The organism is Peribacillus sp. TE19612 (assembly GCF_056279465.1).
In genome coordinates this window covers 252,052-275,561 of record NZ_JBWCCL010000008.1, presented here as the reverse complement: position 1 = coordinate 275,561, position 23,510 = coordinate 252,052, and the positions used below count along the sequence as shown (strand labels likewise).

Sequence of the window (23,510 nt, the reverse complement as noted above, 5' to 3'; positions counted from 1 at the left end):
GACTTGCTCATTTGCTTTTTTTGATAGTGTGTGCTCACTTAAAATTTAACGTTGGCGCTTTGTTTTGTTCAGTTTTCAAAGAGCAATTTCGATGTCGTTTCTCTCAGAAGCGACTTCTATAATGTAACACATTCCGTCATGTTTCGTCAACAACTTTTTTAAAAATTCTTTTTAACAACTTGTTAGCTGTTTAAGTTGCTGTCTTAGCGACAAGAAATAATATACCATGTACTAAAAATGTTTGCAATACGTTTTTTAAAACTTTTTCAAAAAAACATTTTCACCTATTTCCTTCTATATATTCTTTATCACACCCCTCCCCCTGACATCCGGGCCATGCCCATGTTTTATGAATAAACGAAGCATATTTCCAAAGAAACACAAATAGTCATATATAGATATCTTTTTTCCATGAGGTGAAGCAATGAATCTGCCATTAATCGGATTACTCATTTCTTACAGTATGGCCCTTTACTTATTCAGTACCGCTTTTTATGAAGCCATCAAGTTCAGCAGAGAAAAAGGCAAGGTGAATGGTACGACGTTTCTATTCAGCTTTACTTTCGCTTTGATTTTCACACGGATCACCTATTTGTTTCACCCATATTAGATAAAAGCAGTAAGTCGGGAGACTTACTGCTTTTATACGGAGACTTGCGCCTCTTTATGTTCCTTGCTTTTCTTTTCATCCTTTAAGAACATCATCAAACCACCCAATATGATGGTACCTCCAAGGACCTGCGTCCAGAGTATCGGTTCATCTAATATGAAATAAGCCAGAATTGTCGCTCCCACCGGTTCAAGCAATATTCCCATCGAAAGCGTCGATGTGCTTAACCATTTTAGTGACCAATTGAATAAAGAATGTCCTAATAAAGTCGGGAAAATGGCAAGCAAAACGAAATAGATCCAATCGGAAGCAGGATAAGGCGCCAATGCCTCTCCCTTGAAGATCACATAGAAAAACAAGGCGACGGAGCTGATTGCATACACGACAAATGTATAAGTTATAGAAGAGACGCGTTTTCGGACATTTTGACCAAACAGTAAATATCCGGTTACGAGCGCACATGCGATAAGCGAAAGAATATCTCCCCAAAGCGCCATGCCGCTGATTCTCAAATCACCCCAGCTAATGACAAGGCTGCCTGCTATCGCAATGATGCCGCTCAATATTGCCTTCATTGAAAATCTTTCTTTAAAAAACAGGTAGGCTCCGGCAAAAGCGAATAAAGGCTGGAGGGTTACGAGGACAGTTGAACTTGCGACCGATGTGTAATTAAGCGATTCAAACCATAAAATAAAATGAAAAGCCAAAAACACTCCTGCCGCAATCGAATACAGCCAATCCTTTTTTTCAATGAATTTAAGTTCATGACGGTATTTCACCATGAAAACCGGCAACATAAGAAGGACGGTAAATAATAAACGGTAAAAGGCGATAACACCCGATGGAGCGGTCGCCAGTTTAACAAGGATGGCCGAAAAAGATACGGATGCCACACCGATCGCCAACGCTACATAGGGATTCACTTTTGGCATTTGCACTTAGATTCCTCCTTTCAACGGAATTACGTTACATAGAACTCTATTCTACTATGTTAAAATTATTAGGGTAGTTTTTTTTGAAAAACGGGTATATGGCAACAGATGATTTTATTCTTCGATAATAATTCGGAAGTGGTGAAACAAAATGGAATGGACATTCGACCCTCAATCGGAACTGCAAATCCTTATCAAATTGGGGATTTCAGCTCTCCTTGGACTAATTATCGGCCTAGAGCGAGAAATGAAACGAAAACCCGTTGGATTAAAAACAAGCCTGGTCATTTCAATCGTCAGCTGTTTATTAACGATCGTTTCCATGGAATCCGCTTATAAATTCCCGGGTAGCGACGACGTTAATATCACAATGGATCCCTTGCGTCTTGCGGCCCAGATCGTTTCCGGCGTCGGTTTTATAGGTGCTGGCGTCATTCTCCGGCGTGACAACAACAGCATATCCGGTTTAACGACAGCCGCCATCATCTGGGGAGCGGCGGGAATCGGGATTGCCGTTGGAGCTGGTTTTTTTCTCGAGGCCATAGCCGGCGTCATCTTATTGATCATTAGTGTGGAATTGGTGCCCGCAATCGTCACCTGGCTCGGACCGATGAAGTTACGGCAAAAAGAAATCTTTCTGCAGCTGGTCGTACAAAATAAAGATGACATTGCAATCGTACTGAAAAAAATCAAAGACGAAAAAATATTCATCAAAAATCTCAGAATCAAAGATGTGGCAAATGACAACCACCTTTTGACCCTTAAAGTTCTGGTCGATCACAAAGTCAGAACATCGGAAGTGTATTACACCGTCTCCAATCTTAAGGAAATTGCACGGGTGGAAATCGAAAATGTATAATAAAAAGGCCGTTTGACTGCACTCAAACGGTTCACTAGATAAAAGGGGTTGGGAATTAAACATTCCGAACCCCTTTTGAAATTCTCCTTAACTTTCCTCCATACCTATACGAGTCCACTCTGCTAAACCATTTTTGACCCCTTGGCAAGTCCATTTAGGCATCAATTAACGGCTAAGTCTTGCCTGCATAAACCAATCGAAACTTCCACAATCCTCAGTTTTTATCTCCAGCATCAGAATCTAACACCTATATATGGACATTTACTATCATCCACCTGTCAGTGAGGAAGTCTAGTGTTACGTGACTTCACTGCGGCCTAATCCATTATTCATCTAAGGGGTCCACTCTATACATTTATTATAAATTTGCAAAATGACCAAACCGATATCCTGCTCTATACGTTTATATATAGTGAAAGGAAGAACTCCGGCTTGATTAAACATTTTAAAGGAAGGTGGTCAGGACAACCAGCATGATATTGACAGGGATATAAACAATTATCAAGAAAATAATTTCCCGAGGTGAGTGATGTTAAAAAAATGAAGGTAAAAAGTATATGGATTACACCCTTACTATTTGTGTTTTTCCTACCAAATGTAATAGGTGCTTCTTCTATTAAAAGTAAAAGCCCAGAGTTGGCGACAGGCTTTGACACCCACATCACCAACAATTCCCTTGACGTAAGTCCGGATGAACAAATAGCGATTGTCTCGGATAGCCGTGAACAATCCATCCTGGTCTATGATCTTACCAAAGGCAAGTTGCGTAAAAAGATCGACGGCTTCGGTTCACCGAGAAACATCGTGTTTATTGATGGCGGCTCAGAGTTTGTCGTCTCTGACAGTACGCTCGGTACGATTCGTTTTTACAGCTTAAAAAATTTCACCTTGAAAGATGAAGTTGTCGTTGGTCCGGGTGCATTTGGGACTGCTGTCAGCCCGGATGGCAAGACATTGTATATGAACAATCAAGCACACAATTCAGTCACGGTCGTGGATCTGGAAAAACGAAAACCGATTGACGTCATTACCGGTTTCGCCCAACCAAGGCAGGGCATCAAAGTCTCTTCGGACGGAAAATATATCTTTGTCACGAACTTTCAAGGAGATAAAGTGTCTATCGTTGATGCCACCACCAAAAAAATCATTCGTGAAATAACTGGGTTCTCCAGTATACGCGGAATCTCGATTACCGCTGATGGAAGAACATTATATGCCGCCAACAGCGGACGCAACAGCATTTCCGTAATTGGTGGGAAGCGAGCCATATGGCGCTGCTCTATCGCCTGATGATAAACTCCTTTTCGCAAGCAACAAAGCTGATCATACGATTGACGTGATAAATGTCGCTGATCACCGCATAGTTAAAACAATCGGGGGGTTCAAAGAACCAAGGCAAGCAATCGTCTTTAGCCAGGATGGGGATCAGGCTTATGTATTAAACCGTGATCCCTCCATTGCCCGTGTTGATGTTAAAACATACACCATCACGGATATAATTCCGATAAGTAAAAAAATATAAGCTTAAAATACTGGAATCTGATGAAGCACGTGATAATTGAAAAAATAAACCCAGAGATGGATTAACATGAAATCTTTTGCGGCAGGTCTTTTACATCCCAATCGTATAAACAAAAAATCTGTAGGTTTACGTGATTCATCGCGTCTATAGTCTGATCCGTTTGACTACACTCAAACGGTTTTTTTATCATTTTTGCAAAAATCTCATATTTTATATTGACTTTTCACCAAAATCCGATAAAATAATTATTGTACCTCAATTCGGGGCATTAGCTCAGCTGGGAGAGCGCTACGCTGGCAGCGTAGAGGTCAGCGGTTCGATCCCGCTATGCTCCATACTCGAAAACCCTTGTGTAGCAAGGGTTTTTTCTTTTTATATACCACTGTGCCCCAAATATTTACTTCAAAAATGTCCGTCTGGTCACAATCTGGTCACACACGTAATTATTTAATAATTTCATCTAATTTACGAGCCACTTCTTCTTGCATTGATGGAAGAACGTGTGAATAGGTATCAAGTGTAACTTTTATGTTACTGTGTCCTAATCTTTCTGAGATGACTTTGACATGAACACCATTGGAAAGAAGCAAGGTAGCATGCGTATGTCTTAAATCATGAAAGCGGATTTCAGGAACATCAGCCATTTTGATCATCCTTTTAAAAGTCCTTCTAATATTTGCAGGATTAAGCGGTGTACCATGCTGAGTACAAGCAACTAAATCAAAGTCTTGATAAATAGGGCCTAGGCTTAGCTTTTCTTTCGAAACAGTTAATTTACGAGTTATAAGGATCTTTATAGACGACAAGGATAAATTTATTGTCCGTAGACTAGACTTGGTTTTAGCACCGCTTAAAAATGTCTTACCGTCATGACTAAGAGTCTGTTTAATATTTAACAATCCTTTTTCCAAGTTAAGATCCTTCCAACGCAATCCAAGTAGTTCACCTTGTCGCATACCAGTTGTTAATGCAAGGTAAAATACAATATAAACAGGATCCTCTTTTGCTACTTTTAGAAATCTATTTACTTCCTCTTCATCCCATACATTCATCTCTTTCTTATTAGCCTTTGGCAATTTAATTTTTAATGTAGGATTTTTAGAAATTAATTCAAAGTCCACCGCATGTTCCAGTGAATTTCTGATCACCTCGTATATCTTTTTTACTGTAGCACTACTTAATCCCTCTTCACTCAAGCTATTGATGAAAGATTGAAGCTGAATCGTAGTGAGCTTAGAAATAGAGTAATTTCCTAATGCAGGTATAATTCTACCTTGAAGGTAGTATTTATAAACTTTAGCTGTTTGTATACCTATACTATTTTGCTTAGTTAAAAACCATTGATCTACGTATTCTTTATATAGAATATTTGATGGTTCAATGTAAGAACCTTTATTTAATTCATAGTTGATCTCAGCTAATGCCTTCTCTGCTTCCTTTTTAGTTTTAAAATTTCTCTGTTTTTTTTGCTTACGTTTACCGTTAATCCCCACGTCAACAACATAGTACCAACTTTTCCCGTCTTTCTTTACTGATCCTCTCATATAAAACTCTCCTCATATTAAAAATAAAAAGTGCTTAAACCGCTAAGCGGAATGAGCACTTTTTGGAAGAGAGTGCTTTAGAAACAGCACATCTCATATATAAAATTACTTATTTGAGATGTGACAGTTATGCCAACTCAAATATATACGGACAATAGTGTTTAAACAACCCTTTTATTTACATTTCCATATTTTTATAATTGGTGTCTGTCCCGTTCGCACCATAGAGCCATTGCATAAACACAATTTTTAGAATTTTAATCCTTTTACCGACTCTGACTGAATGAAATTGTCTTGAAGACACCAAGTCATAAGCCTGTCTCCTGCCAATGCCCAAAATTTCTTGTATTTCATTTACACTCAATACATCAGGGTATTGTTTTAAATCCTTCATAATGACACTCCTCCTGCATCTAGATGCTTTTTTAATCAAAGGGTAATTCACCATCCAGTGTCAGAAAGAGCCTATCCTTAAAAACGATTTTTGACCAAATTTCTTCTAAAAGATATCGGACTTCATTATCTTCTCCATCATAATAATGTAATGTTTGTTCATATAATTGAATCAAATCTTTGTTCTTTTGTATTAAAATACACTTTAATTTCAAACGTTTTTCATTTAATTCAATTTTCATTTCACTTAGTCCTTCTTTCATTAAATTATAAAATTCGCATAAACCATACACCATTTATTCCAACTTCTCCGTAATTTATCAATTCCCTCGAATACATGAACCTTTAAATGATTTCGTAAGACCAAAGCATCTGAATCCTTTTAGGAAAAGGTAGCAAAGCTCTAAACTGTACACTTTCCAATTCGTACTTCGGCCTCGTAATTACTCATATATCCTTTGTGCTGTTCTATTAGTTCATTGATACGGTTATGGTAGATGGTGTACTGTTCCTTGTACGGTTCTTGCCGTCGGTCTACATCGCCTATTTGTAGCTCTGCTTTGCACCGTAAGCGGAATAGCTGCCTTACACACTCCATAAATTCTTCGCTATTTTGGATTAACCAATCACTAACTAGTTCTAGTTCGGCCATTTCACTATCCTGTTGTGTATCCGGCAACATGTTTTCTATTTTCAGGATTCTATTGCGTAGTCTCATGACGTGTCCACTCCTAACAACCGCTTCTCAATTTCCTTCATGCGTTCGTCAAGCTCTCCTACTTCCATAGCTTTAATGATACTATTAGACAAAGTGGCAATTACTCTTGCTCTGTCAATACTAGCGGGTTCCTCTTTTAATAACTCGTTGATAACTCTAGCCAACATTCTTCTTACATCTTGTGGACTTTTAAGCCTTATAGTTCCTATATTAACAGTCATTTTTTTACCACCCTCCCAAATCGTTATTAAACAAGGGTTGGAGCGCATTCTTTATATACAAAAACTGAAAATAATTAAGGGTTAATGAAGCATCTTTCTTCGATAATCTTTTGTTCCTGTTGGTATAAATAATGACTTATAATTCATTCGACTATATGCCTGATCACCAATCAGTCTTTGCAGATTCAGCTGATTCTCACATGTAGTATATATAGTTGGTTTTCCTTGTCTGGCGTTTAGAATATCTAACATTTTATCTTTATAAAAAATAGATTTATGTGAATGGTCCTGATTAATATCATCGATAATAAATAAATCAGGCATTTGCACATCATTAAATATTTGTTGTTCTGTTTTCCTACTTTGATAGCCATACGTACTATAAATCATGTTAAATAAATCCTTCACCTTACAAAAGCCTACTGAAAAACCTTTTTCTTTTATGTTTCTAGCTATCGCTGTTGCAATATGAGACTTGCCTGTCCCTGTTCCTCCATGTAATACGAAATTATCTATTTCACACTTACCCATAATAAAATCTTTTATATATGTTTTGGTATTGCTAACCACTTCTTGAAGTAGAGTATCCTTCCCAACTTCAAAATTCATAATACCGGCTTGCATTAAATTTTTTTCAATAAACCCATAATTATCCATTAAGTTACCTAACTTCTTCTTTTCTATACTACTTTCCAGACCAGTTAACTCCGTATCAACACAATTTCTACACAAATGATGGTATTCATCTTCCCAAATATTAGTTTTTTCCCTTCGAAAGGTAACTCCAACAATGTTTTCTTCCTTGCATTCCTTGCAAAAAAAGTCTTTATAGTTAGCCTCCACCGCTCTACCTAAGCCATCTTCCGGCATTGAAGATATAATACTATTAGCAACTCTTATAGGCTCAGTACGGTTGAAATTGGCTTTTTCCATAAAATATCACTATCCTTACTTAAAATATTATCTCGTCATCAAAAGTCTGTTCTTTATTTACATTTATTTTATTTTTATTTAAATAATTTATTTCTTGGTGTACTAATTCATCTCCTGTGGTGTGTACCAATTCATCAACAGTGGAGTTGAGGTTTTCCACTACTGTAGTATCCACAACACTATTCACAGTAGGCTTATTAATCCCCTGTGAATGATTTTGTCCATTGTACGCTATGCCCCAATGAGTAAAGTCATTATTAAATTTAACTTTTCTCGGTATATTAAAAGTAGCTTTTTGAGTTTCGATTAATACCTCTTGATTAAAGAGCGGTGTCAATTCTTTTTTGATTTGACTTTTATCAATGCCCAAAGCATTAGCTAAAAACGTTAAGGAAAAGTGGTGCACCTCACGTTGAAAACCAAATGTAAATCGCCATATAATCATAATTATTTTTAGTTGTGTACCATTAAATTTTCTTTTTGGTATCTCTTCAAGAATTTTATTTCCCACTTTAGTAAAATTCTTATCCTCCACTTATCTCCCCTCTTGATTTAACCAATTAAAAAGGGCATTCCTTGGTACTAGTGTTCTTTCACCTGATTTTAGGCTGGGAAAACCACACCTTCTTGAGTGTAGAAAACCTGCCAATATAGATACCCTTATAATTCTTACTATCCCTTTAATTTTTGTTAATAATAGGTGACCATTATTCATAAGAAATCTCCTTCATCAGTTCATCAATTGATACTCCTAAGGCCTGTGATATTTTTTCTAACTCTGACTCATATGGATTTACACGCCCATTCTCAATTTTGCTTATAGTTGATTGATCCAATCCTGCGTTTCTTGATAGTTGTGCTTTTGTTAAACCTTGCCTCGTTCTTTCAAATGTTATCCTTAGCATAACTTCACCTCCTTGACTTGACCTAGGTCTAGAATCTATAATTCACACATATCACGATAATTAGACTCCATTTTACCGTGACAATAAATTACCTAGGGGTGAAACATTGTACAGCATAGAAGATCAGGATAGTATGCACTCTGGCTTTAAAAAGCAATGGATTGTGAATGAAAATTACATAGTGGAGGATGGCTGTCTTATTGGATTAGGTAACATTAAAAAGATATACTCACCAATGGGTCATAGAGAAATCCCAAGCGAAATCGCTAAGTTACACCCCAATGATGAAAAGTCATTAATAAAGTTTGTCAGTAAGTATGGTTTATTTGGTTACAAGAAGTTTAACCCTTATACAAAAGTAAAGGGTGATCCACTTGAATGGATGTGGGGGCATATAAAAAGCATCCATACTTTAACAGAACTTTCAAACTATATAAAAGATGAAGATAGCGTGGCAACAAGGGATTATTTAAAAACATTATTAACTGATAGCGATCAATATCCTACCAAACAAATATCTCTAGAAGTAGCTTTCCAAGGAATTACAACCTCTTTGAATTTGATATTCGGAGACATTAATCAAAAAAATTCAGAAGAAATCGCTAAAAGAATTTGTTTAGATTTAATCAACAAAAATATCATAGGTATTTCTAGAGAGGCTATCATCAAAACAAAAGGAGAAAAGTCTTTTATCTCTTCCGGATATACATTTAATTCATTGATAGAAGTGGCCTACTGGCAGTTATTAGATGCACTTGAAGGCGGAGAGTTTAGAAGATGTGAACTATGCCGCAAACCCTTTATTATGACTGATAAAAGACAAAAATTCTGTCCTAAATTACAATTTGAACAAGAAAGTAGATGTGCTGTTCTTGCAAGACAACAGAAAAGACGAGCTAAACAAAAAAGAATGCTGGGTACTTAACGTTTTGTGAGTAAAAAGAGGTTTTCTAAATAATAAAAAAGACCCCCACCAAAATGGTTGAGAGCCTTGAAACGTTGATATTAACGTTTTGAGAACTGAGGAGCACGACGTGCACCTTTAAGACCATATTTTTTACGTTCTTTCATGTGCGCATATAATATGAAAAAACACGAAATAAAACAATCCTTGTCGTAGGTGGGTTTATTCAGAATTATTTATAAAAAAGGAAATAAAATTAAGAACCGTAATATATGCTTGGTGGTCAAAATGTGGTCGATTAAACTTGACCACATGATTCATTTTCAGGGTTATCATCTTCTTACTTACTGAAGAACAATACAAACTTATATTAAAAGGTGAGTATATGGTAAAATTAAATCCATGCTATACTTATTTATTCTACTAATTGAGAATAGGCAATAGAAAGGTAAGAAACGATGCCAAAATTAACAAACACTTTATATTCAAAGGACTTAGCAACATCCAATCCGACATATAGCCATTTAAAAGAAGTTTATTCAAATTACAATACTAAAGATAAAAAAGAACTTAATCAAAAGGATCTTTTAGTTAGAACAACTGGAAAATTTTATACCCATGAAATTATCGGCCGTAATTTGTCTAATGCAATTATCGAATCACTGTCTATTGAGGAATTTTCAACTATTGATGTTATCGAACCCTTTTGCGGTGATGGCAGACTTATATGTTGGTTATTAGAGGCAGCGGCTGATAAAATAAATAAACAAGTTGTATGGAATATTGACCTGTGGGATTGCGACCATGATTCGTTATTAATGGCAGAACAAAATGTAATCAATAAAGCTAAAACGCTAAACCAAATAGTTAATGTAAATATTATCTCAGGTGATTCCTTTATTTTATCTCCAAATCATACGAAAAAATATGATATATGCATGACCAATCCTCCTTGGGAAGTTCTAAAACCAGATAAAAGGGAACTAAAGAATTTAAGCACAAATGAAGCTGAAACCTATGTAAATAACTTAAGGGATATGAATATCTACTTGGAGAGGTTTTACCCTCGCTCTATTCCTTCTAAAAAGTATGCTGGTTGGGGGGTGAACCTTGCAAGGTGTGGTGTAGATGTTGCTTTTGAGCTTACTCGAGAAGGTGGAGTATGCGGAGTAATTTCACCCGCATCCTTAATTGCCGACCAAATGTCTGAGACTCTTCGTACTTGGCTCTTTGAAAATAATCGAGTTTTAGAAATCTCTTATTATGTAGCTGAAGCCAGACTCTTTGATAATGTTGATCAACCATGTATTACCTTGGTTGCTTCACCGGGCACATTCAGTAAAGATTGTCCAAAGCTAAATACCTTTAATAAAGAATGTGCAAGGAGTACCGAACAACTTAAGGATAGCGATTGGGAACAGATAAAGAAAAATGGGTATATTTTACCTATGCAATTTGGACTTTCCTTATTAAATTTGTTTAACAAATTTAATAACTATTCAAGATTCAATGATTTGGAAAACAACACGGATCTGGGGATGTGGGCAGGAAGAGAGCTGGACGAAACAGGTTACAAGTCATATCTTAGTGAAGAAGGCTCTTATTTATTTATCAAAGGAAGAATGATAAAAAGATTTGGAATTGCGGAGGAACCAACTTTATATGTAAAAAAGGAAGGTCCACCTATTCCGAAAAGTGCCGACTACTATAGAATAGCTTGGCGTGATGTTGCAAGACCAAGTCAAAAGAGACGAGTACATGCCACTATAATCCCCCCTGGTACTGTTTCAGGTAATTCCCTGCATGTCCTTTATTTCAGAGATAATAACATAAAAAAATTAAAAGCCTTGTTGGGTATAATAAATTCTTTTGTATTTGAGGCCCAAGCTAGAATGCATCTTGCAACGGCTCACGTATCATTAGGCGCAGTTCGAAAAGTTAGAGTACCAGAATTAATAGATGACTTGATTGTTTGTGAACTGTCTAATCTTGTTGATAAGACTCTAGAAACAAACCAACAAGAGTACGAAGATTTACTTGAAGTATTTGTTGCAAAGTTATATGGATTATCACAACAAGATTTTAGCCTTATCCTCTCTTCATTTGGAAAAGTGGATAAGGATGAAAAGCAAAGATTGCTTTCACCATCTTTGTGGAACGTCTAGGAGGGTGTAAATTGATACCAAACCACTATGCCGCTAAATTAAGTGAATTAGACATGATGATAGTTCATTCAGTTCCTCCCGGCGGGAACTGGAAGGACATTCCTGAAAATGTTCCTTCCAAAAGAATTGAACAAATACGGAAGAGTTATGCCGAGGGAAAAGGGAGTCGTTCTACTTATTATGGTAGACTTCACCCCAATGCCCCTTCATATACAATAAACACATACTTTACAAGACCAGGTAATGGATGCCATATTCATTATAATTATGAGGGCGGTCAACATAGGACAGTTTCACAAAGAGAAGCCGCTCGTCTTCAGTCTTTTCCTGACAGTTTTATTTTTCATGGGAGTAATACTGCTATTAACAACCAAATTGGGAATGCAGTTCCCCCAGTACTAGCGTATCAAATTGCGATGTCTTTTCCTTTCAAAGGGCAATTTGTAGATTTGTTCTCTGGTGCGGGCGGATTAGCATTGGGATTTGTTTGGGCGGGATGGAAACCCATTATTGCTAATGATATTGACAAGCAAGCGTTGATGACTTACAGCTCAAATATCCATGAAAATACTGTTTGTGGAGATATTCGTGAAGAAAATGTCTTAAATCAAATAATAGAAACCGCTAAAAAAGCAAAAATCGAAAATCCTGAGTTGCCCTTGTTGGTAATCGGTGGACCACCATGCCAGGGGTTTTCAACTGCAGGGAACAAAAGAAGTATGTCCGATGAAAGGAACTGGCTTTTTGAACAATATAAAGCTGTTCTTGACGCAATTAAACCAGACGGATTTGTTTTCGAGAATGTCACAGGTCTTCTAAGCATGGAAAAGGGACAAGTTTTTCAAATGGTAACAAATGAACTCAATTCTTCGAGTAAAAAACTATCTGTTTGGAAAGTAAAAGCAGAAGAGTATGGAGTTCCCCAAAGACGCAATCGAGTAATATTAGTAGGTAACTGCTTAGAAGATAAAAATTTCGAATACCCTGAGCCAGTTACTCGCTTTGGTACTTCAGCAGACTTATTTAGTACCTTACACCCCTCTATAACAGTAGAAGAAGCCCTATCCGACCTTCCGCCTGTAAAACCGGGTGAGGATGGGTCAGACAAGGGTTATATAAGTGAGCCGGCTAATAGTTATCAAAAACTAATGCGTGGAGAAATTACTACGAGTAGTTATATTAAAGAATTAAACAGTCTTAGTATTAAACTGGGATAGTTTCATCCTTTTCTATTTGAATAACTTCTCGCACATAACGGTCATTTTCCCACATTTTACTAAGGACATCAGCAACAAGTTCCATATATTCATACAGATTTTCCCTTGCTGAAGTAAATATTTTTGGTTCCATTATTGAAATTGAAATATTATTTATTATCTTTTTAAGTTGTTCTTCTGAAGCCTTCTCTTGAAGGCTTATTTTTTCGGCAATTTCTTGGTCTATCTTACGGATACCCTCTGGAGTATGTTTTAAAAGCTCAAGTATTTCTTTTAATTTGGAATCCAATTCTTCATTATTCACCAAGAATGCATTCCTATTTTCTTTCCTCATGTATTCATTTAAAGCTGTTATCGCTATCCTAAATCGACGGGCTTTTTGCTTTAAAACAAATTTGGTAGTCCTAGGTTTTCGTTTAATCCTCTTGATAGTAGTAATGTGGTTATTCACCTTTAGCCCTGTAAAGGAGACTGTCACATCTGCATAGCTTAGTCCTAAAAATCCTGCCAAGAAAACAAAGTGACCTGAACCTGCTATTGCATCAAGTACATACATAGCATTGTGACGATTATCCCTTAACATTTTACTTAAACGTAAAGCATGCTCATCATTTGATACTCGATTCTTTAGTTCATCCCATAATGCCTTGGAATACCATGAGGTCACAACTTCTCTGGTTGCTTCTACTTTTTTTAAGTGCTCGACATCTGAGAAGTACATTCTGTTATTTTTACTGCTATTACAGCTTTTACAAAGGAACTGGAATTCAGGTCTATGAGCAAAACCAAGAGAAATTGGACCAATATGGTCAGCTGAACAAGGACCATCATGTTCTTCATTTAAACATTTCTCATTCTGAAGCGATGCCCTTGAACGGATTAAGCCAACAAGTCTATCAGCTGCCACCCAATCACCATCAACCCAATATTCAAAAACACGTCTATCAGTGGAATACGAGCGAAGATTCTCTTGGCTCCTACCTTTGTCTGCTTTTTGTCTGCAACACCTATTAAAAGAATGAAAACCATCTAATCGATCTGGTGCATTTGACATTGCGCCTGGACTTAGAAGACTAGGTTCACTTCGAACATAACTTTGATTAATGAAATTTAACCAATCATCTAGTGTAGGATTAATAATAGGTATGACGATTGATTTTGTTTTAAACAACTTTGGTAGATCTTTAAAAACTTGGTCGCCAAACTGTTCAACTAGTCGAGTAACCAAATTATCGATATGCTCCAAGTTATCTAATAAAAAGGACTCTTTGTAATATTTAAGTTTTCTTATTCTGTTTAAAAGTGTGTTACCGGGATAAACATATCCAATTTCCATTACACGCCCACAGTTTTTACAAGGCTTCTTATTAGTTGGATGAATCCTTTTTGCTGTCTTACTAATCCATGCAGCTTGAGTATCAGGATCAATACCATTTTGAATGGCTTTTTTTCTCCACCACTCTCTTCTCAAATGATGAGTGTCCTTAAACTTGCCCGAACTCCTATTAGATGGAGCTTCCCATTGAATTCCTCCATCATCTTTATAAACATCCGGCATTCCCTTATATTCAGGATGCTCCACAATGAATTTAGTGTAATCGTGAAAAGCAACAATTCCTTTTCCGTAAACAACCTTTTTCGCCATTACCTTCCCCCCCTTATAGAAACCATAATTTGGTTTCATTTCCAACTTAACATATCCTGATAATTGTGACAATAACTTAAAAACCCTCCGTATTAGGGATTGATTTATTAGGTGGCTTTTATTAATTTTTTCCTGCTTTATTTCGGCTTCAAAATCTATCTTCTCCTTTCTTCCCCACCGGTTAGGATATCAGCGCTCTAATCGTCACGCAGAGGCTCTCCAATCGTCCTAGCATTCTTAAGATTCTTAGGTATAATAAGGTGGTCACGTTGTTCATCTACAGCTTGTGAAGCCTTTACTGCTTTCACAAATTGCACATAAGGAAATTCTGCTTTACTATATGAAGTAGTTTTTAACTGCCTCCACCCGCTCATTTCCCTATTGAGTAGGCGTGTTCTTTTCCGCCTTTCGATTTAACAAACACCATCAAAGGAGAAACAGCAGCTAAATTTGAAATTACATTGCGCTTTAATTTCTGGTCAAATGAGTTAAAATACGGTCAAAAGGAATTTTTTGGACAAAAAAAGAACCTCAACCAAATATGGTTAGGCCTTTGAAACGTTGATTTTTTTAAGAACTGGGGCGCATGACCTGGTAAAAAAGGAATTATCGTTATTACTCCAGTTCAACTTTTTAACACTTTTTCGTAACTTTCGAATGCCTTCCAAATGACTGAAAAAAAGCCTTCCTCAGAAAGCTCTGTTTCTTGATAAAATAGCGGGAACTTTTGGTCAATCTGTTTCCTTACTATGTCTCATACTTCCTAAACGGCTATTATTTATCTTAGCTAACTCTGATTCAGGGATAGGTATAGGTTTAGGAGTGAAGAAATCATTTATCAGCTACCCCCATATCCTTTGCCTGTAACTTAGCAATGTAGGCACGTTTCTTCCGGTAGAATGTTTGCTCACTTAAACTACCACCGTCCGGTTTCCATTTCTCCAATAGTTCCAGTATGGTCCCTTTCCCATTTATAAAGTCCTCTATGGCTCCTTCATAAGCTTGGTCATGCTTAGACTTCGGACCAAATTTCGTACCGGACTTCATAGCCATTACACGTCCAGCATTAGTACGCTCTAATATGAATTGCCTTTCCATGTCTGCGAAAAGGGCCATCATAGTAACTTGTAAATTTGTTAGTGCTGGGTCTTGACTGGTAGTATCTATTTTCATGGCACCTGAAAGAGTTTTGATATGAACACCCATTTCATGCATCTCATTGAAAAGCGTTAATACTTGGGCCGTAGAACGTCCTAGACGGTCTAATTTATACGCTACGATAGTGTCCCCTGGTCGTACTATTTTCTTAGTAAGAATGTCTAATTGCTCACGTTCTGCGCCTGCTTTACCTAACGCCTGGTCTTTATAAATATGATTATCGGGAATCCCCAATTTTTTTAATTCTTCAAGCTGGATTTTAAAATCTTGGTGATGGGTAGACTTACGAGCGTACCCCCAAGTAATAGGTTCTCTTTCTTCAACTTTTTTCTTAGCCATGACTACATTACCCCTTTGATTAGTTAGATTTACCTTACCGCAGTATGTACACATTTCTCGCATATTAGGTAGCTCCTCGCGTTGCGCCTCACTTAAAAAAAGCCCTCAAAAAAATTCATATGTACCCGATATTGTGTTAATGAATCAAATTCTAGCGCAAACTTCTTCTATATCCCGCTTCCTCTGCTTCTTCTTCCGTGCAAAAATATTCCTCGGCGTCCGTCACATCATAAAATTGGTCTTCGGGCATGTGGTAAATCAATTCCCCGTTATAAGTTGTTTCGTTCCCCTTGATATCGCAATCGCTTTCACTTATGCCGTCGTCGATTTCTTCAATATCGCCGCATCCACTTAATAGCATAGCCGCCCCTAATGCAATGAATAATTTTACCATCTGTTTTTACCCCCTAATGGAATCGGTAGCAAATACCATTCGTTGTTCAATACTTTTATTACGTCGTTGTGTTCATCTATGGCGTTGTTATAATCTTCAAGTAATGTTCTTAATTTTTCGTAATTTTCGTCGTCTTCTTCCTGCAATTCGTCGTATTCTTCCAACGAATTTTTATTTTCTCCAAACAATATATATAATTCGTCCATTAATTCGTTGTATTCCTCTTGACTTGTTGCCGCATCCGCTTGCGCTTTTAAATCCCGTACTTCCATTTCCTCTATGTCCATTTCGTCTTCTAACTCCGTAATAGCCATCAAGGAATCACCTTGTCTTTCTTTCACCATGGCTATATCTATTTCGGTATCTTCTAGGTATGTAACTAAGCGCTCGTACTCGGCTTGCTCGGTCTTGTGTACCGCTTTCCAATAAAACCACATGCCCCCGTTAATAATTGCCAATAGTAATATAACAGCTAATAATCCTTTTATTACCTTCATTCAAACCCTCTCCCCGACCACTTTGTTTATTGTCTATCTCTGTTAATATGGTGTATGTCAATTGGCGTTATCTTACATTGGGCGAAAAAAACGGGGGTTATCCCCGCTTACTTAATTCTGCGCTGTTTCGGTAGCACGGCAAGCAATCCAATTTCGGCAATGATAATAAATAGGATTATGCCCCCGTGAACAATGGCGCTGTGTTTTAAATCGGCGGCGGCTTCCTCTTTGGCTTGGTCAAACTCATTCCAATAACTATCGGATCCGCTGTCCCAATTGATAGGCTGTAACGGCATGGTTTCTAGGAATAGTTCGCCGTTTGCTTCCGCTTGCGCCTTGGCTTCCTCATACTCTCTTAAATCCTCTTGGTACTCTAATTCTAGCTGTTGCTTATTTTCCTCATATTCTCGGTCAAACTCTGCTTGTGCTTGTTTTTGTCCCTTTGTAGCATCGTTTATTTGCTCTTGATACGCTTGATAGCTTAATAATAATGAACCCAATGTTACCCCCGTTAGCGCTATGGCTAGAATCATGCTAGCAATCCTCATGCTGTTTCCCCCCCGTTTCAAATCTTCCTCACATCAAATCATATTCAATCAGATAGGCACGAATGATTTTATTGACCAATTCGCTTTTGTTGCCATGCTGTTGCTATATACAGCTCCTGTTTTGTTTACACTTGGGATATCGAGTGAATATACGGTTTTATACGCTCTCTATCCGTTGGGTGTCCTGAGTAATCAAGACATTTATTTCTCAATAGCTATATTAAAACCATCAGTAAATAACTGTTCACTAGTCCCATAGCTAGTAATATCATGTATATCTCCAATGTCATAACATGTAGGTTCAGTTATGGGAGTATTTAATACAACTCTATACTCCTTTTGATGTTTGAAGTATCTCGCATCTTTCCAAAACAAGATATTTACTTCATCCTTTTTATAAGAGTCCCATCTTTTCTTGTTATTTTTTGAGTAATCGTCATATTTAACAAGGCCATGAGCATCCCAGACCCCGTTAATTTTTTGAACAAGTCTATCTAAAAAGATATCAGTATTTATTATCAAAACATGTTCTCCAAAGTTTTCTTGTAATAAATTTTTATCTTCTTCATCAAAAACAGTTCTTACAAAATAAAAATTTTCATTCTCACCTATAACTTCTAAATCATCACCAGTCAAAGCATATAAACAAAATACACCAAGTTGCGAGATATGATTTATATTAAGAGTTGTTTCCCTAACAGGAATTTTAGCAATAAGTTCATCTGTAATTTCATCATAAAATCCAATGTCTGCTTTGCTAACTACCATTGCCCCGTCATGTTTATCTCCCACACCTTTTTTCCCTTGTTCTTCTTCAATTTTTTTATAATAAGCACCAGAACCAAACCTCAAAATACCATTCTGTATGCTTTCCAGATGACTTTTTTCATCTCCAAATTTTAAAAACCAATATCTATTTTTATATAAAGAATTACGTTCAGACAACCTCACCCCAACCAACTCCTTTTTCCCCCTTTTCAACCATTTTATCATCCTTTTTTATAATAAAAAGACACTCGCCTAATGAGTGTCTTCCTTTTCGTATTTTGACCGCTCCCTTTGTCCTTGGGTATCCGCTCGTTTGAATGATTTCCCACGCTTGATAGCGGTCCTGAATAACTCCGTATCCTGCTTTAATAATTGCAAGACTTCTGATTCTGTCAGAATAATTATAGCTTTTGGGGTTGGAATCTCGATGTATTTCAAATGGTGTACACCTCGTTTATAGTTTTTCAATTGGGATAGTTGGAAAACAAGATGAAAATGGGGTCAATAGTGAACTTTAGTGAACCTTTCAAGGCGCTTATGCTCCAATAAAATTGTGCGGTGGCGACTCGTCGGGGGATTGCTCCTACAGTTGCTTACAACGCTTAGAATCATGGGATTTCCCCTTTGTTCTTGTTCAACTAAACTGCCCCGTTAATGCCATAAGAAAAAGGCTGCCTCAGCAACCTTCCTTATTGAAGTAAAGCACCTGTTAGTTGGGTTATCCAGCTCTTCCACTCTGATACTTCAGTGAATATTGACTTATTCATGCTATTGTAGGAATATCTATTAATCATCTTTTTTTAATCCCACTCACAAGCCATACCGTCCCCATCCCGGTCTAAATCATGAAGATCTTCATCTGGTCCCCCATTGGCTTCATAAAACAACTGTGCATCTTCCTGGTTATCAAATTCTGAACAGTCATAATCCTCAGTTGTGTAGGAATAGGGATTTCCTTCTTCCTCATATACTGAAATCGTTGGTTCTGTCTCGCTATTAAGAAGAGGCCTTATCCACATCACAATAAACAAGATACCGATGACACTCAGTATCCAAGGAACAGACCTACACCAAATACCAGGATCGAAAACTTTATTGTTTCTTCTCTTAATGATCCATGCCAAAAGGAACACTACTCCCGATGATACCGGAAAAGTGATATAGGGGAATTTTTCTACCAAGTAAAACCACACTTGTTCAAAGACGGTTCCCCCTCCCCCTGCTATCCACCCTGCACGGTATCCATTACGGTAGATGTCTTGCTGGTCTTCCTTGAGATTAAAGTTATTTTCATCATAGATATATCCTTTTTTAGCAACTTCATTTCCCTCATCATAGGCATCATCATACGAAAAATCTTCTTCAGCATAAGGCTTACCATCAGTCTCTTCTCCTGAATCATCTTCTGAGGAAGCAGAAATTGATGCTTCTAGATCAGTTTCTGTGGAATCCTTGTCTACCATTTCACCTTCGGCATCTGCATACCCCTTTGAATATCCCTTTCCGTAAGATGTTATATCTATTTGTTGCTGATCTTCGACTGGTTCTTCACTGTAGTCATTTCCATTCTCATAATCGTCATAACCGATGTCATAACCGACCTGATAACTGTTTTCAAAGCAGACCTCGAGACCCTTATAATGTCCATCGTTGATACCATCGTCATACCCGTTACCAAAATCTTGAGAACCTTCCCATTCCCAATCATATACTTCCTCGCAAACGGAAGTATATGAATAGGCATAATCGTATCCTTCTATATAGCCTTCATCATAGGTACCCTCATCATAAATATCTTCATTATAGATGTCTTCATTACTATTTTCGGTATTATGGTAGTGATATTCTCCATACTGTAATCCCCAATCTTCACAGTTTGTTCGGCATGTATGGCCTCCACTCGAATCTGTACCTCCAGGATGAGCATAAGCGGGACTCCTCGAAGTAAATATTAAGAAGAGAAGAAGAGAACAAAAAAGCAATATCCTAATTTTCATCTGGTTTCCCCTTTATCTCGACGTATCTCTATCTATTTTACCATCGCACCAAAGGGAATTGTTACCATTATTAAAGAAAAATACATAACAACCATACACAATCTCCTGCAATAAAGGTATTTCGTATTCAAAGTCCACTTTCATGTTGAATTATCAATTCAACCTTGCAAAAAGAATTTGCTTTAATAAACGAACGTACTGGATTTCTTTTTTTATGAAAATGTATTTTAATTTTATAGGTCACTCCTAATTAACCTGATTAATGATTTGCTGGACCTCTGATAAACCTAAGGGATACAATTAACAATTAATAACAATTACTTTTATTACTATTTGGCATACCATCACATCTCACAATCCTATGATACCTATACAAAAAGTTAATTTTTTAACACTAAAATATTGGTCACACTCTGGTCACATGGTGGTCACATACTACTGAAAGCTATCGGAAACTACAGTTCATATAAACCTTTATAATCTCCTTAAAAGGTTGATATAAGTGTATTTCAGTACACCCTAGAAAACTATAGGACATTTCATTCCCCACGCTGGCAGCGTAGAGGTCAGCGGTTCGATCCCGCTATGCTCCATTTCCGAAAACCCTTGATATATCAAGGGTTTTTTCTTTTTGTCAATTTGTCCACCACTGCCCCCTAATATTTCTTCAATCACTGCGATAAAATTTTCATGATTTTTTAAACGTAATGTATGAGCCTTTTCCTCTCTCATGGTCGGAAGAAAATATTTTGCTTATTAACTCAGATATAAAGAATAAAAAACCTACCCCCTTTAAGGAAGTAGGCGTACAAAAACAGCGAAATAACTTATAGATTAACAAACTAACAATCCTTCAGGACAAACTAGATGCGATAAGCTGTCCTAGTCTTCGTATTCCCTCGATCATTTCTTTCTCATTGGCATAACTGAACGAGAGCCGGAGAAACTCGGTTCCATCGTTTTGATCCAAGAAAAAGTATTTCCCTGGAACATATGAAACACCCTCAGCCAGAGCCTGTGATAATAACTGCGATGTATCCACTCCTGGAATTCTCACCCATACAAAGTAACCGCCATCTGGAACATACCAGGAAACGGATTCTGGAAGGAATTGTTCCATCGAATGGATTAACGCAGTGCATTTAGAACGATACGTATCTTTTAGAAGGTCGAGCCGTTTCTCAAAATCGGTGTTTTCTAAGTATACAGCCATTGAACTTTGAGCAAATGGATGGTCTAAATCTTTTTTAAACCACTCAAAAGCCTTGATGAATTCACTTTCTCCCGCTATCCATCCAATCCGCATTCCTGGCGCAACAACCTTGGATAATGACCCGACTTGGAGGACTCGCCCGCATTTATCAATAGATTTTATTGGGACCGGATTTTTATCGAAGGATAATTCCCCGTAAGCATCATCCTCCAGAATGAGGAAATCATACTCGATGGAAAGCTCCAATAAATGCTTCCGGCGCTCAATTGTCATAGTCGTTCCAGTTGGATTTTGAAAAGTCGGGATTGTATATACAAAACGCGGGAGGGTTTGACCTGTGCGTTTCCTTTCATCCAGCATTTCCTTTAATCGGTATGTTTGGAGTCCCTGTTCATCTATAGGTATACTAATAATCCGTTTCGTATAGTTTTGAAAAATCTCCAAAGCCTCCATGTAGGTGGGAGACTCTACCGCTACAACCGCTTTATCATCAAGAAGAACGCGGGCAATAAGATCAATCCCCTGGCAAGCTCCTGATGTAATCAAAAGCTGTTCTTCCAAAACGCAAATTCCACGCTCTGCCAACCTTTTCTGGATTTGCTGCTTTAGTCTTGGAATTCGCGGACTTCCGAGATAATGGAGCGGCAAATCCTGCTCCTCATCAAGAAGTCTGGCTACAGCTACCTTGAGCTCCTCAGCAGGAACGAGAGCAGGATCAGGATAGCCTGAACTCAAGCGAATACAACCATCTGGCAGATCTGGCATCCATGCACCGGGTGGATCATTCTTAAGTGCCGCTTTAATGTTCTCAGAAAAAAAAGATTCAACTTTCACTTCAACCAAACACCTTTCCTTCAACCAAATCTTGATTGATTCTCGCAATCTTTAAAGTTAGCTGCTTATTTTAAGATACAAATAATAATCTACTATTAATTTTAAACGTTCTTCTGATGAGAGACAACAATCCCTCTCTTTATATTTTCCAAATTCCGGAGTCCCTCTTACACGTAAAAAATAAAGAAAGGCAGATCGTCCGCCTTTCTTCACTTTTTGTTCAACTCATTCCATGTCTTTACCATACGCTTCGGTGCCGCACGTAAATAGCCTTCTTGAATTAGATAGGTCAATTCATCCCAGTCTTCCCTATCCGGATTTTGAATGGAAACCCAACCGTGACGACCTATATATGGGGTTTTGAAATATTTCTCTTTCTGCAGCAATAATTCTTGAGTTTCTCGATCTGACTTGAACGACAAGCTGAATCCTTTCTCGCTTTCACCAGAAATCACGAAGGATTTTCCATTGATTTTAAAAGTATTGTGACCGAAACCATCAATATGTTCATCAGCTTCCGGCAGTGCAAGACAGATATTGCGTACAATATCAAGCATCGCTTCCGTGTCTCGTGATTCCATGTTTCAATTCACTATTATCCACTCTATTTTGCATTCACATCAGGTTGATGAATTCCAAAAGTATTGCCTTCGGGATCGATATAGTATCCTTGCCAGGCCATTCCGGGCAGGGCAAATTTGGGCATTGCTAGCTTGCCGCCATTCTCGATAATTTTAGCTTCCGTTAAATCGTAATTTTCCACGCCAATGGTACACGCAAATGCATTTAACGCTTGGTGTGTTTCCGGCGGAGCACTAGGACGCTGCATCAAAGCACCATCGATACCATGTTCATTCTCATTGCCAGTCACTGCTCCAAAGTAAGGCATCCCTGCATAATCACTCCAGTCTTGAAATGACCATCCGAACACCTCTCCATAAAACGTCTTTGCCCGTTCCATGTCATTCACATGAATTTCGAAATGAACTATTCTTCCCATGATTGCCTCCTAAGGTACATATGAATTAGCCATTCACTTACATTATTCAGTCTGTGTTCGCTGTCTATTTAGTATTATAATTTAAATGGAAATAAATTCAAATTAATTGAAACTTCATCATACAACCAACCCGGGAACCGCTTTTCAATTTTGTATCCCAAACATTTGCGAAACTATGTGTATATTTTTGTGAA

The 23,510-nt window shown here is 37.5% G+C and carries 26 protein-coding genes, 1 tRNA gene and 1 pseudogene; 8 read left to right on the top strand and 20 right to left on the bottom strand.

Going from position 1 to position 23,510, the window contains the following annotated elements; genetic code table 11:
* The first annotated feature begins 424 nt into the window (after positions 1-424).
* Positions 425-610, top strand: coding sequence for a hypothetical protein (locus ACZ9AO_RS16330; protein ID WP_034310479.1), 186 nt, complete (start codon positions 425-427; stop codon positions 608-610).
* Positions 611-642: 32 nt separating this feature from the next.
* Here ACZ9AO_RS16330 and ACZ9AO_RS16325 read toward each other — a convergent pair whose 3' ends face one another.
* Positions 643-1,542: a DMT family transporter gene (locus tag ACZ9AO_RS16325; protein ID WP_406593175.1), complete on the bottom strand. Its 900-nt coding sequence runs from the start codon at positions 1,540-1,542 to the stop codon at positions 643-645.
* Positions 1,543-1,693: 151 nt separating this feature from the next.
* On the opposite strand from ACZ9AO_RS16325, the gene ACZ9AO_RS16320 reads away from it, so the two are divergent.
* The 4 genes from ACZ9AO_RS16320 to ACZ9AO_RS16305 all read left to right on the top strand — a co-directional run bounded on the left by ACZ9AO_RS16320 (position 1,694) and on the right by ACZ9AO_RS16305 (position 4,258).
* Positions 1,694-2,401 (top strand): MgtC/SapB family protein, encoded by a 708-nt coding sequence (locus tag ACZ9AO_RS16320; RefSeq protein WP_053536658.1) that lies wholly within the window; start codon positions 1,694-1,696, stop codon positions 2,399-2,401.
* A 540-nt stretch (positions 2,402-2,941) separates the two neighbouring features.
* Positions 2,942-3,691, top strand: a complete 750-nt coding sequence (locus ACZ9AO_RS16315) for a YncE family protein (protein ID WP_476109465.1) — start codon at positions 2,942-2,944, stop codon at positions 3,689-3,691.
* Positions 3,651-3,923, top strand: coding sequence for a YncE family protein (locus ACZ9AO_RS16310; RefSeq protein ID WP_476109464.1), 273 nt, complete (start codon positions 3,651-3,653; stop codon positions 3,921-3,923). The genes ACZ9AO_RS16315 and ACZ9AO_RS16310 overlap by 41 nt, the downstream gene beginning before the upstream one ends.
* 262 nt (positions 3,924-4,185) lie before the next feature.
* Positions 4,186-4,258: transfer RNA gene (locus tag ACZ9AO_RS16305), tRNA-Ala, on the top strand.
* A 108-nt stretch (positions 4,259-4,366) separates the two neighbouring features.
* On the opposite strand, the gene ACZ9AO_RS16300 is transcribed toward ACZ9AO_RS16305, so the two are convergent.
* The 7 genes from ACZ9AO_RS16300 to ACZ9AO_RS16270 form a co-directional block, all read right to left on the bottom strand.
* Complete coding sequence (locus tag ACZ9AO_RS16300; protein WP_476109463.1) at positions 4,367-5,467, bottom strand: site-specific integrase; 1,101 nt, start codon at positions 5,465-5,467, stop codon at positions 4,367-4,369.
* A 178-nt stretch (positions 5,468-5,645) separates the two neighbouring features.
* Positions 5,646-5,861: a helix-turn-helix domain-containing protein gene (locus tag ACZ9AO_RS16295; protein WP_476109462.1), complete on the bottom strand. Its 216-nt coding sequence runs from the start codon at positions 5,859-5,861 to the stop codon at positions 5,646-5,648.
* 31 nt (positions 5,862-5,892) lie between these two features.
* A complete protein-coding gene (locus tag ACZ9AO_RS16290; RefSeq protein WP_476109461.1) occupies positions 5,893-6,102 on the bottom strand; it encodes a hypothetical protein in 210 nt (69 codons plus the stop codon).
* Positions 6,103-6,574: 472 nt separating this feature from the next.
* Entirely contained in the window at positions 6,575-6,799 is a 225-nt protein-coding gene (locus ACZ9AO_RS16285; RefSeq protein ID WP_476109460.1) for a hypothetical protein, read from the bottom strand.
* A gap of 81 nt (positions 6,800-6,880) precedes the next feature.
* Positions 6,881-7,732: an ATP-binding protein gene (locus tag ACZ9AO_RS16280; RefSeq protein WP_476109459.1), complete on the bottom strand. Its 852-nt coding sequence runs from the start codon at positions 7,730-7,732 to the stop codon at positions 6,881-6,883.
* 19 nt (positions 7,733-7,751) lie between these two features.
* On the bottom strand, positions 7,752-8,267 hold the full coding sequence (locus ACZ9AO_RS16275; protein ID WP_476109458.1) for a replication protein: 516 nt from the start codon (positions 8,265-8,267) through the stop codon (positions 7,752-7,754).
* A 172-nt stretch (positions 8,268-8,439) separates the two neighbouring features.
* Positions 8,440-8,637 carry a helix-turn-helix domain-containing protein gene (locus ACZ9AO_RS16270; RefSeq protein WP_476109457.1) on the bottom strand — a complete coding sequence of 66 codons (198 nt, stop codon included), beginning with the start codon at positions 8,635-8,637 and terminating at the stop codon, positions 8,440-8,442.
* Positions 8,638-8,743: 106 nt separating this feature from the next.
* On the opposite strand from ACZ9AO_RS16270, the gene ACZ9AO_RS16265 reads away from it, so the two are divergent.
* Positions 8,744-9,562 (top strand): DUF6076 domain-containing protein, encoded by an 819-nt coding sequence (locus ACZ9AO_RS16265; protein WP_476109456.1) that lies wholly within the window; start codon positions 8,744-8,746, stop codon positions 9,560-9,562.
* An 80-nt stretch (positions 9,563-9,642) separates the two neighbouring features.
* Here the strand turns inward: ACZ9AO_RS16265 and rpsI are convergent.
* Positions 9,643-9,714, bottom strand: a pseudogene (gene rpsI, locus ACZ9AO_RS16260) (30S ribosomal protein S9); the annotation flags it as partial.
* Between the two features lie 285 nt (positions 9,715-9,999).
* Here rpsI and ACZ9AO_RS16255 point away from each other — a divergent pair.
* On the top strand, positions 10,000-11,706 hold the full coding sequence (locus ACZ9AO_RS16255; protein WP_476109455.1) for an Alw26I/Eco31I/Esp3I family type II restriction adenine-specific DNA-methyltransferase: 1,707 nt from the start codon (positions 10,000-10,002) through the stop codon (positions 11,704-11,706).
* An 11-nt stretch (positions 11,707-11,717) separates the two neighbouring features.
* Positions 11,718-12,923 (top strand): DNA cytosine methyltransferase, encoded by a 1,206-nt coding sequence (locus tag ACZ9AO_RS16250; RefSeq protein WP_476109454.1) that lies wholly within the window; start codon positions 11,718-11,720, stop codon positions 12,921-12,923.
* Here the strand turns inward: ACZ9AO_RS16250 and ACZ9AO_RS16245 are convergent.
* The 11 genes from ACZ9AO_RS16245 to ACZ9AO_RS16195 all read right to left on the bottom strand — a co-directional run bounded on the left by ACZ9AO_RS16245 (position 12,910) and on the right by ACZ9AO_RS16195 (position 23,316).
* Positions 12,910-14,568: an Alw26I/Eco31I/Esp3I family type II restriction endonuclease gene (locus ACZ9AO_RS16245; protein ID WP_476109453.1), complete on the bottom strand. Its 1,659-nt coding sequence runs from the start codon at positions 14,566-14,568 to the stop codon at positions 12,910-12,912. The two genes, ACZ9AO_RS16250 and ACZ9AO_RS16245, sit on opposite strands and share 14 nt — an antisense overlap.
* Before the next feature lie 831 nt (positions 14,569-15,399).
* Positions 15,400-16,065 carry a recombinase family protein gene (locus ACZ9AO_RS16240; RefSeq protein ID WP_476109452.1) on the bottom strand — a complete coding sequence of 222 codons (666 nt, stop codon included), beginning with the start codon at positions 16,063-16,065 and terminating at the stop codon, positions 15,400-15,402.
* A gap of 151 nt (positions 16,066-16,216) precedes the next feature.
* Positions 16,217-16,459 carry a sunset domain-containing protein gene (locus ACZ9AO_RS16235; RefSeq protein WP_476109451.1) on the bottom strand — a complete coding sequence of 81 codons (243 nt, stop codon included), beginning with the start codon at positions 16,457-16,459 and terminating at the stop codon, positions 16,217-16,219.
* Positions 16,453-16,956, bottom strand: coding sequence for a hypothetical protein (locus ACZ9AO_RS16230; RefSeq protein WP_476109450.1), 504 nt, complete (start codon positions 16,954-16,956; stop codon positions 16,453-16,455). The genes ACZ9AO_RS16235 and ACZ9AO_RS16230 overlap by 7 nt, the downstream gene beginning before the upstream one ends.
* 107 nt (positions 16,957-17,063) lie before the next feature.
* Entirely contained in the window at positions 17,064-17,504 is a 441-nt protein-coding gene (locus ACZ9AO_RS16225; protein ID WP_476109449.1) for a hypothetical protein, read from the bottom strand.
* Positions 17,505-17,705: 201 nt separating this feature from the next.
* Positions 17,706-18,449 carry a hypothetical protein gene (locus ACZ9AO_RS16220; protein ID WP_476109448.1) on the bottom strand — a complete coding sequence of 248 codons (744 nt, stop codon included), beginning with the start codon at positions 18,447-18,449 and terminating at the stop codon, positions 17,706-17,708.
* 75 nt (positions 18,450-18,524) lie between these two features.
* Positions 18,525-18,710 carry a hypothetical protein gene (locus tag ACZ9AO_RS16215; protein WP_476109447.1) on the bottom strand — a complete coding sequence of 62 codons (186 nt, stop codon included), beginning with the start codon at positions 18,708-18,710 and terminating at the stop codon, positions 18,525-18,527.
* Between the two features lie 362 nt (positions 18,711-19,072).
* Entirely contained in the window at positions 19,073-20,269 is a 1,197-nt protein-coding gene (locus ACZ9AO_RS16210) for a YHYH domain-containing protein (RefSeq protein ID WP_476109446.1), read from the bottom strand.
* A gap of 853 nt (positions 20,270-21,122) precedes the next feature.
* Positions 21,123-22,316, bottom strand: a complete 1,194-nt coding sequence (locus ACZ9AO_RS16205; RefSeq protein ID WP_251540246.1) for an aminotransferase-like domain-containing protein — start codon at positions 22,314-22,316, stop codon at positions 21,123-21,125.
* A 209-nt stretch (positions 22,317-22,525) separates the two neighbouring features.
* Complete coding sequence (locus ACZ9AO_RS16200) at positions 22,526-22,897, bottom strand: MmcQ/YjbR family DNA-binding protein (protein WP_476109445.1); 372 nt, start codon at positions 22,895-22,897, stop codon at positions 22,526-22,528.
* Positions 22,898-22,920: 23 nt separating this feature from the next.
* A complete protein-coding gene (locus tag ACZ9AO_RS16195; protein WP_251540249.1) occupies positions 22,921-23,316 on the bottom strand; it encodes a VOC family protein in 396 nt (131 codons plus the stop codon).
* Positions 23,317-23,510 lie beyond the last annotated feature (194 nt).

Excerpts from the sequence above, each read along its gene's own strand:
- ACZ9AO_RS16295 (WP_476109462.1), bottom strand. The coding sequence starts at position 5,861 with ATGAAGGATTTAAAACAATACCCTGATGTATTGAGTGTAAATGAAATA.
- ACZ9AO_RS16330 (WP_034310479.1), top strand. The coding sequence starts at position 425 with ATGAATCTGCCATTAATCGGATTACTCATTTCTTACAGTATGGCCCTT.
- ACZ9AO_RS16290 (WP_476109461.1), bottom strand. The coding sequence starts at position 6,102 with ATGAAAATTGAATTAAATGAAAAACGTTTGAAATTAAAGTGTATTTTA.
- ACZ9AO_RS16210 (WP_476109446.1), bottom strand. The coding sequence starts at position 20,269 with ATGAAAATTAGGATATTGCTTTTTTGTTCTCTTCTTCTCTTCTTAATA.
- ACZ9AO_RS16285 (WP_476109460.1), bottom strand. The coding sequence starts at position 6,799 with ATGACTGTTAATATAGGAACTATAAGGCTTAAAAGTCCACAAGATGTA.
- ACZ9AO_RS16255 (WP_476109455.1), top strand. The coding sequence starts at position 10,000 with ATGCCAAAATTAACAAACACTTTATATTCAAAGGACTTAGCAACATCC.
- ACZ9AO_RS16300 (WP_476109463.1), bottom strand. The coding sequence starts at position 5,467 with ATGAGAGGATCAGTAAAGAAAGACGGGAAAAGTTGGTACTATGTTGTT.
- ACZ9AO_RS16240 (WP_476109452.1), bottom strand. The coding sequence starts at position 16,065 with ATGGCTAAGAAAAAAGTTGAAGAAAGAGAACCTATTACTTGGGGGTAC.
- ACZ9AO_RS16245 (WP_476109453.1), bottom strand. The coding sequence starts at position 14,568 with ATGGCGAAAAAGGTTGTTTACGGAAAAGGAATTGTTGCTTTTCACGAT.
- ACZ9AO_RS16280 (WP_476109459.1), bottom strand. The coding sequence starts at position 7,732 with ATGGAAAAAGCCAATTTCAACCGTACTGAGCCTATAAGAGTTGCTAAT.
- ACZ9AO_RS16325 (WP_406593175.1), bottom strand. The coding sequence starts at position 1,542 with ATGCCAAAAGTGAATCCCTATGTAGCGTTGGCGATCGGTGTGGCATCC.
- ACZ9AO_RS16225 (WP_476109449.1), bottom strand. The coding sequence starts at position 17,504 with ATGAGGATTGCTAGCATGATTCTAGCCATAGCGCTAACGGGGGTAACA.
- ACZ9AO_RS16235 (WP_476109451.1), bottom strand. The coding sequence starts at position 16,459 with ATGGTAAAATTATTCATTGCATTAGGGGCGGCTATGCTATTAAGTGGA.
- ACZ9AO_RS16230 (WP_476109450.1), bottom strand. The coding sequence starts at position 16,956 with ATGAAGGTAATAAAAGGATTATTAGCTGTTATATTACTATTGGCAATT.
- ACZ9AO_RS16195 (WP_251540249.1), bottom strand. The coding sequence starts at position 23,316 with ATGGGAAGAATAGTTCATTTCGAAATTCATGTGAATGACATGGAACGG.
- ACZ9AO_RS16315 (WP_476109465.1), top strand. The coding sequence starts at position 2,942 with ATGAAGGTAAAAAGTATATGGATTACACCCTTACTATTTGTGTTTTTC.
- ACZ9AO_RS16200 (WP_476109445.1), bottom strand. The coding sequence starts at position 22,897 with ATGGAATCACGAGACACGGAAGCGATGCTTGATATTGTACGCAATATC.
- ACZ9AO_RS16270 (WP_476109457.1), bottom strand. The coding sequence starts at position 8,637 with ATGCTAAGGATAACATTTGAAAGAACGAGGCAAGGTTTAACAAAAGCA.
- ACZ9AO_RS16320 (WP_053536658.1), top strand. The coding sequence starts at position 1,694 with ATGGAATGGACATTCGACCCTCAATCGGAACTGCAAATCCTTATCAAA.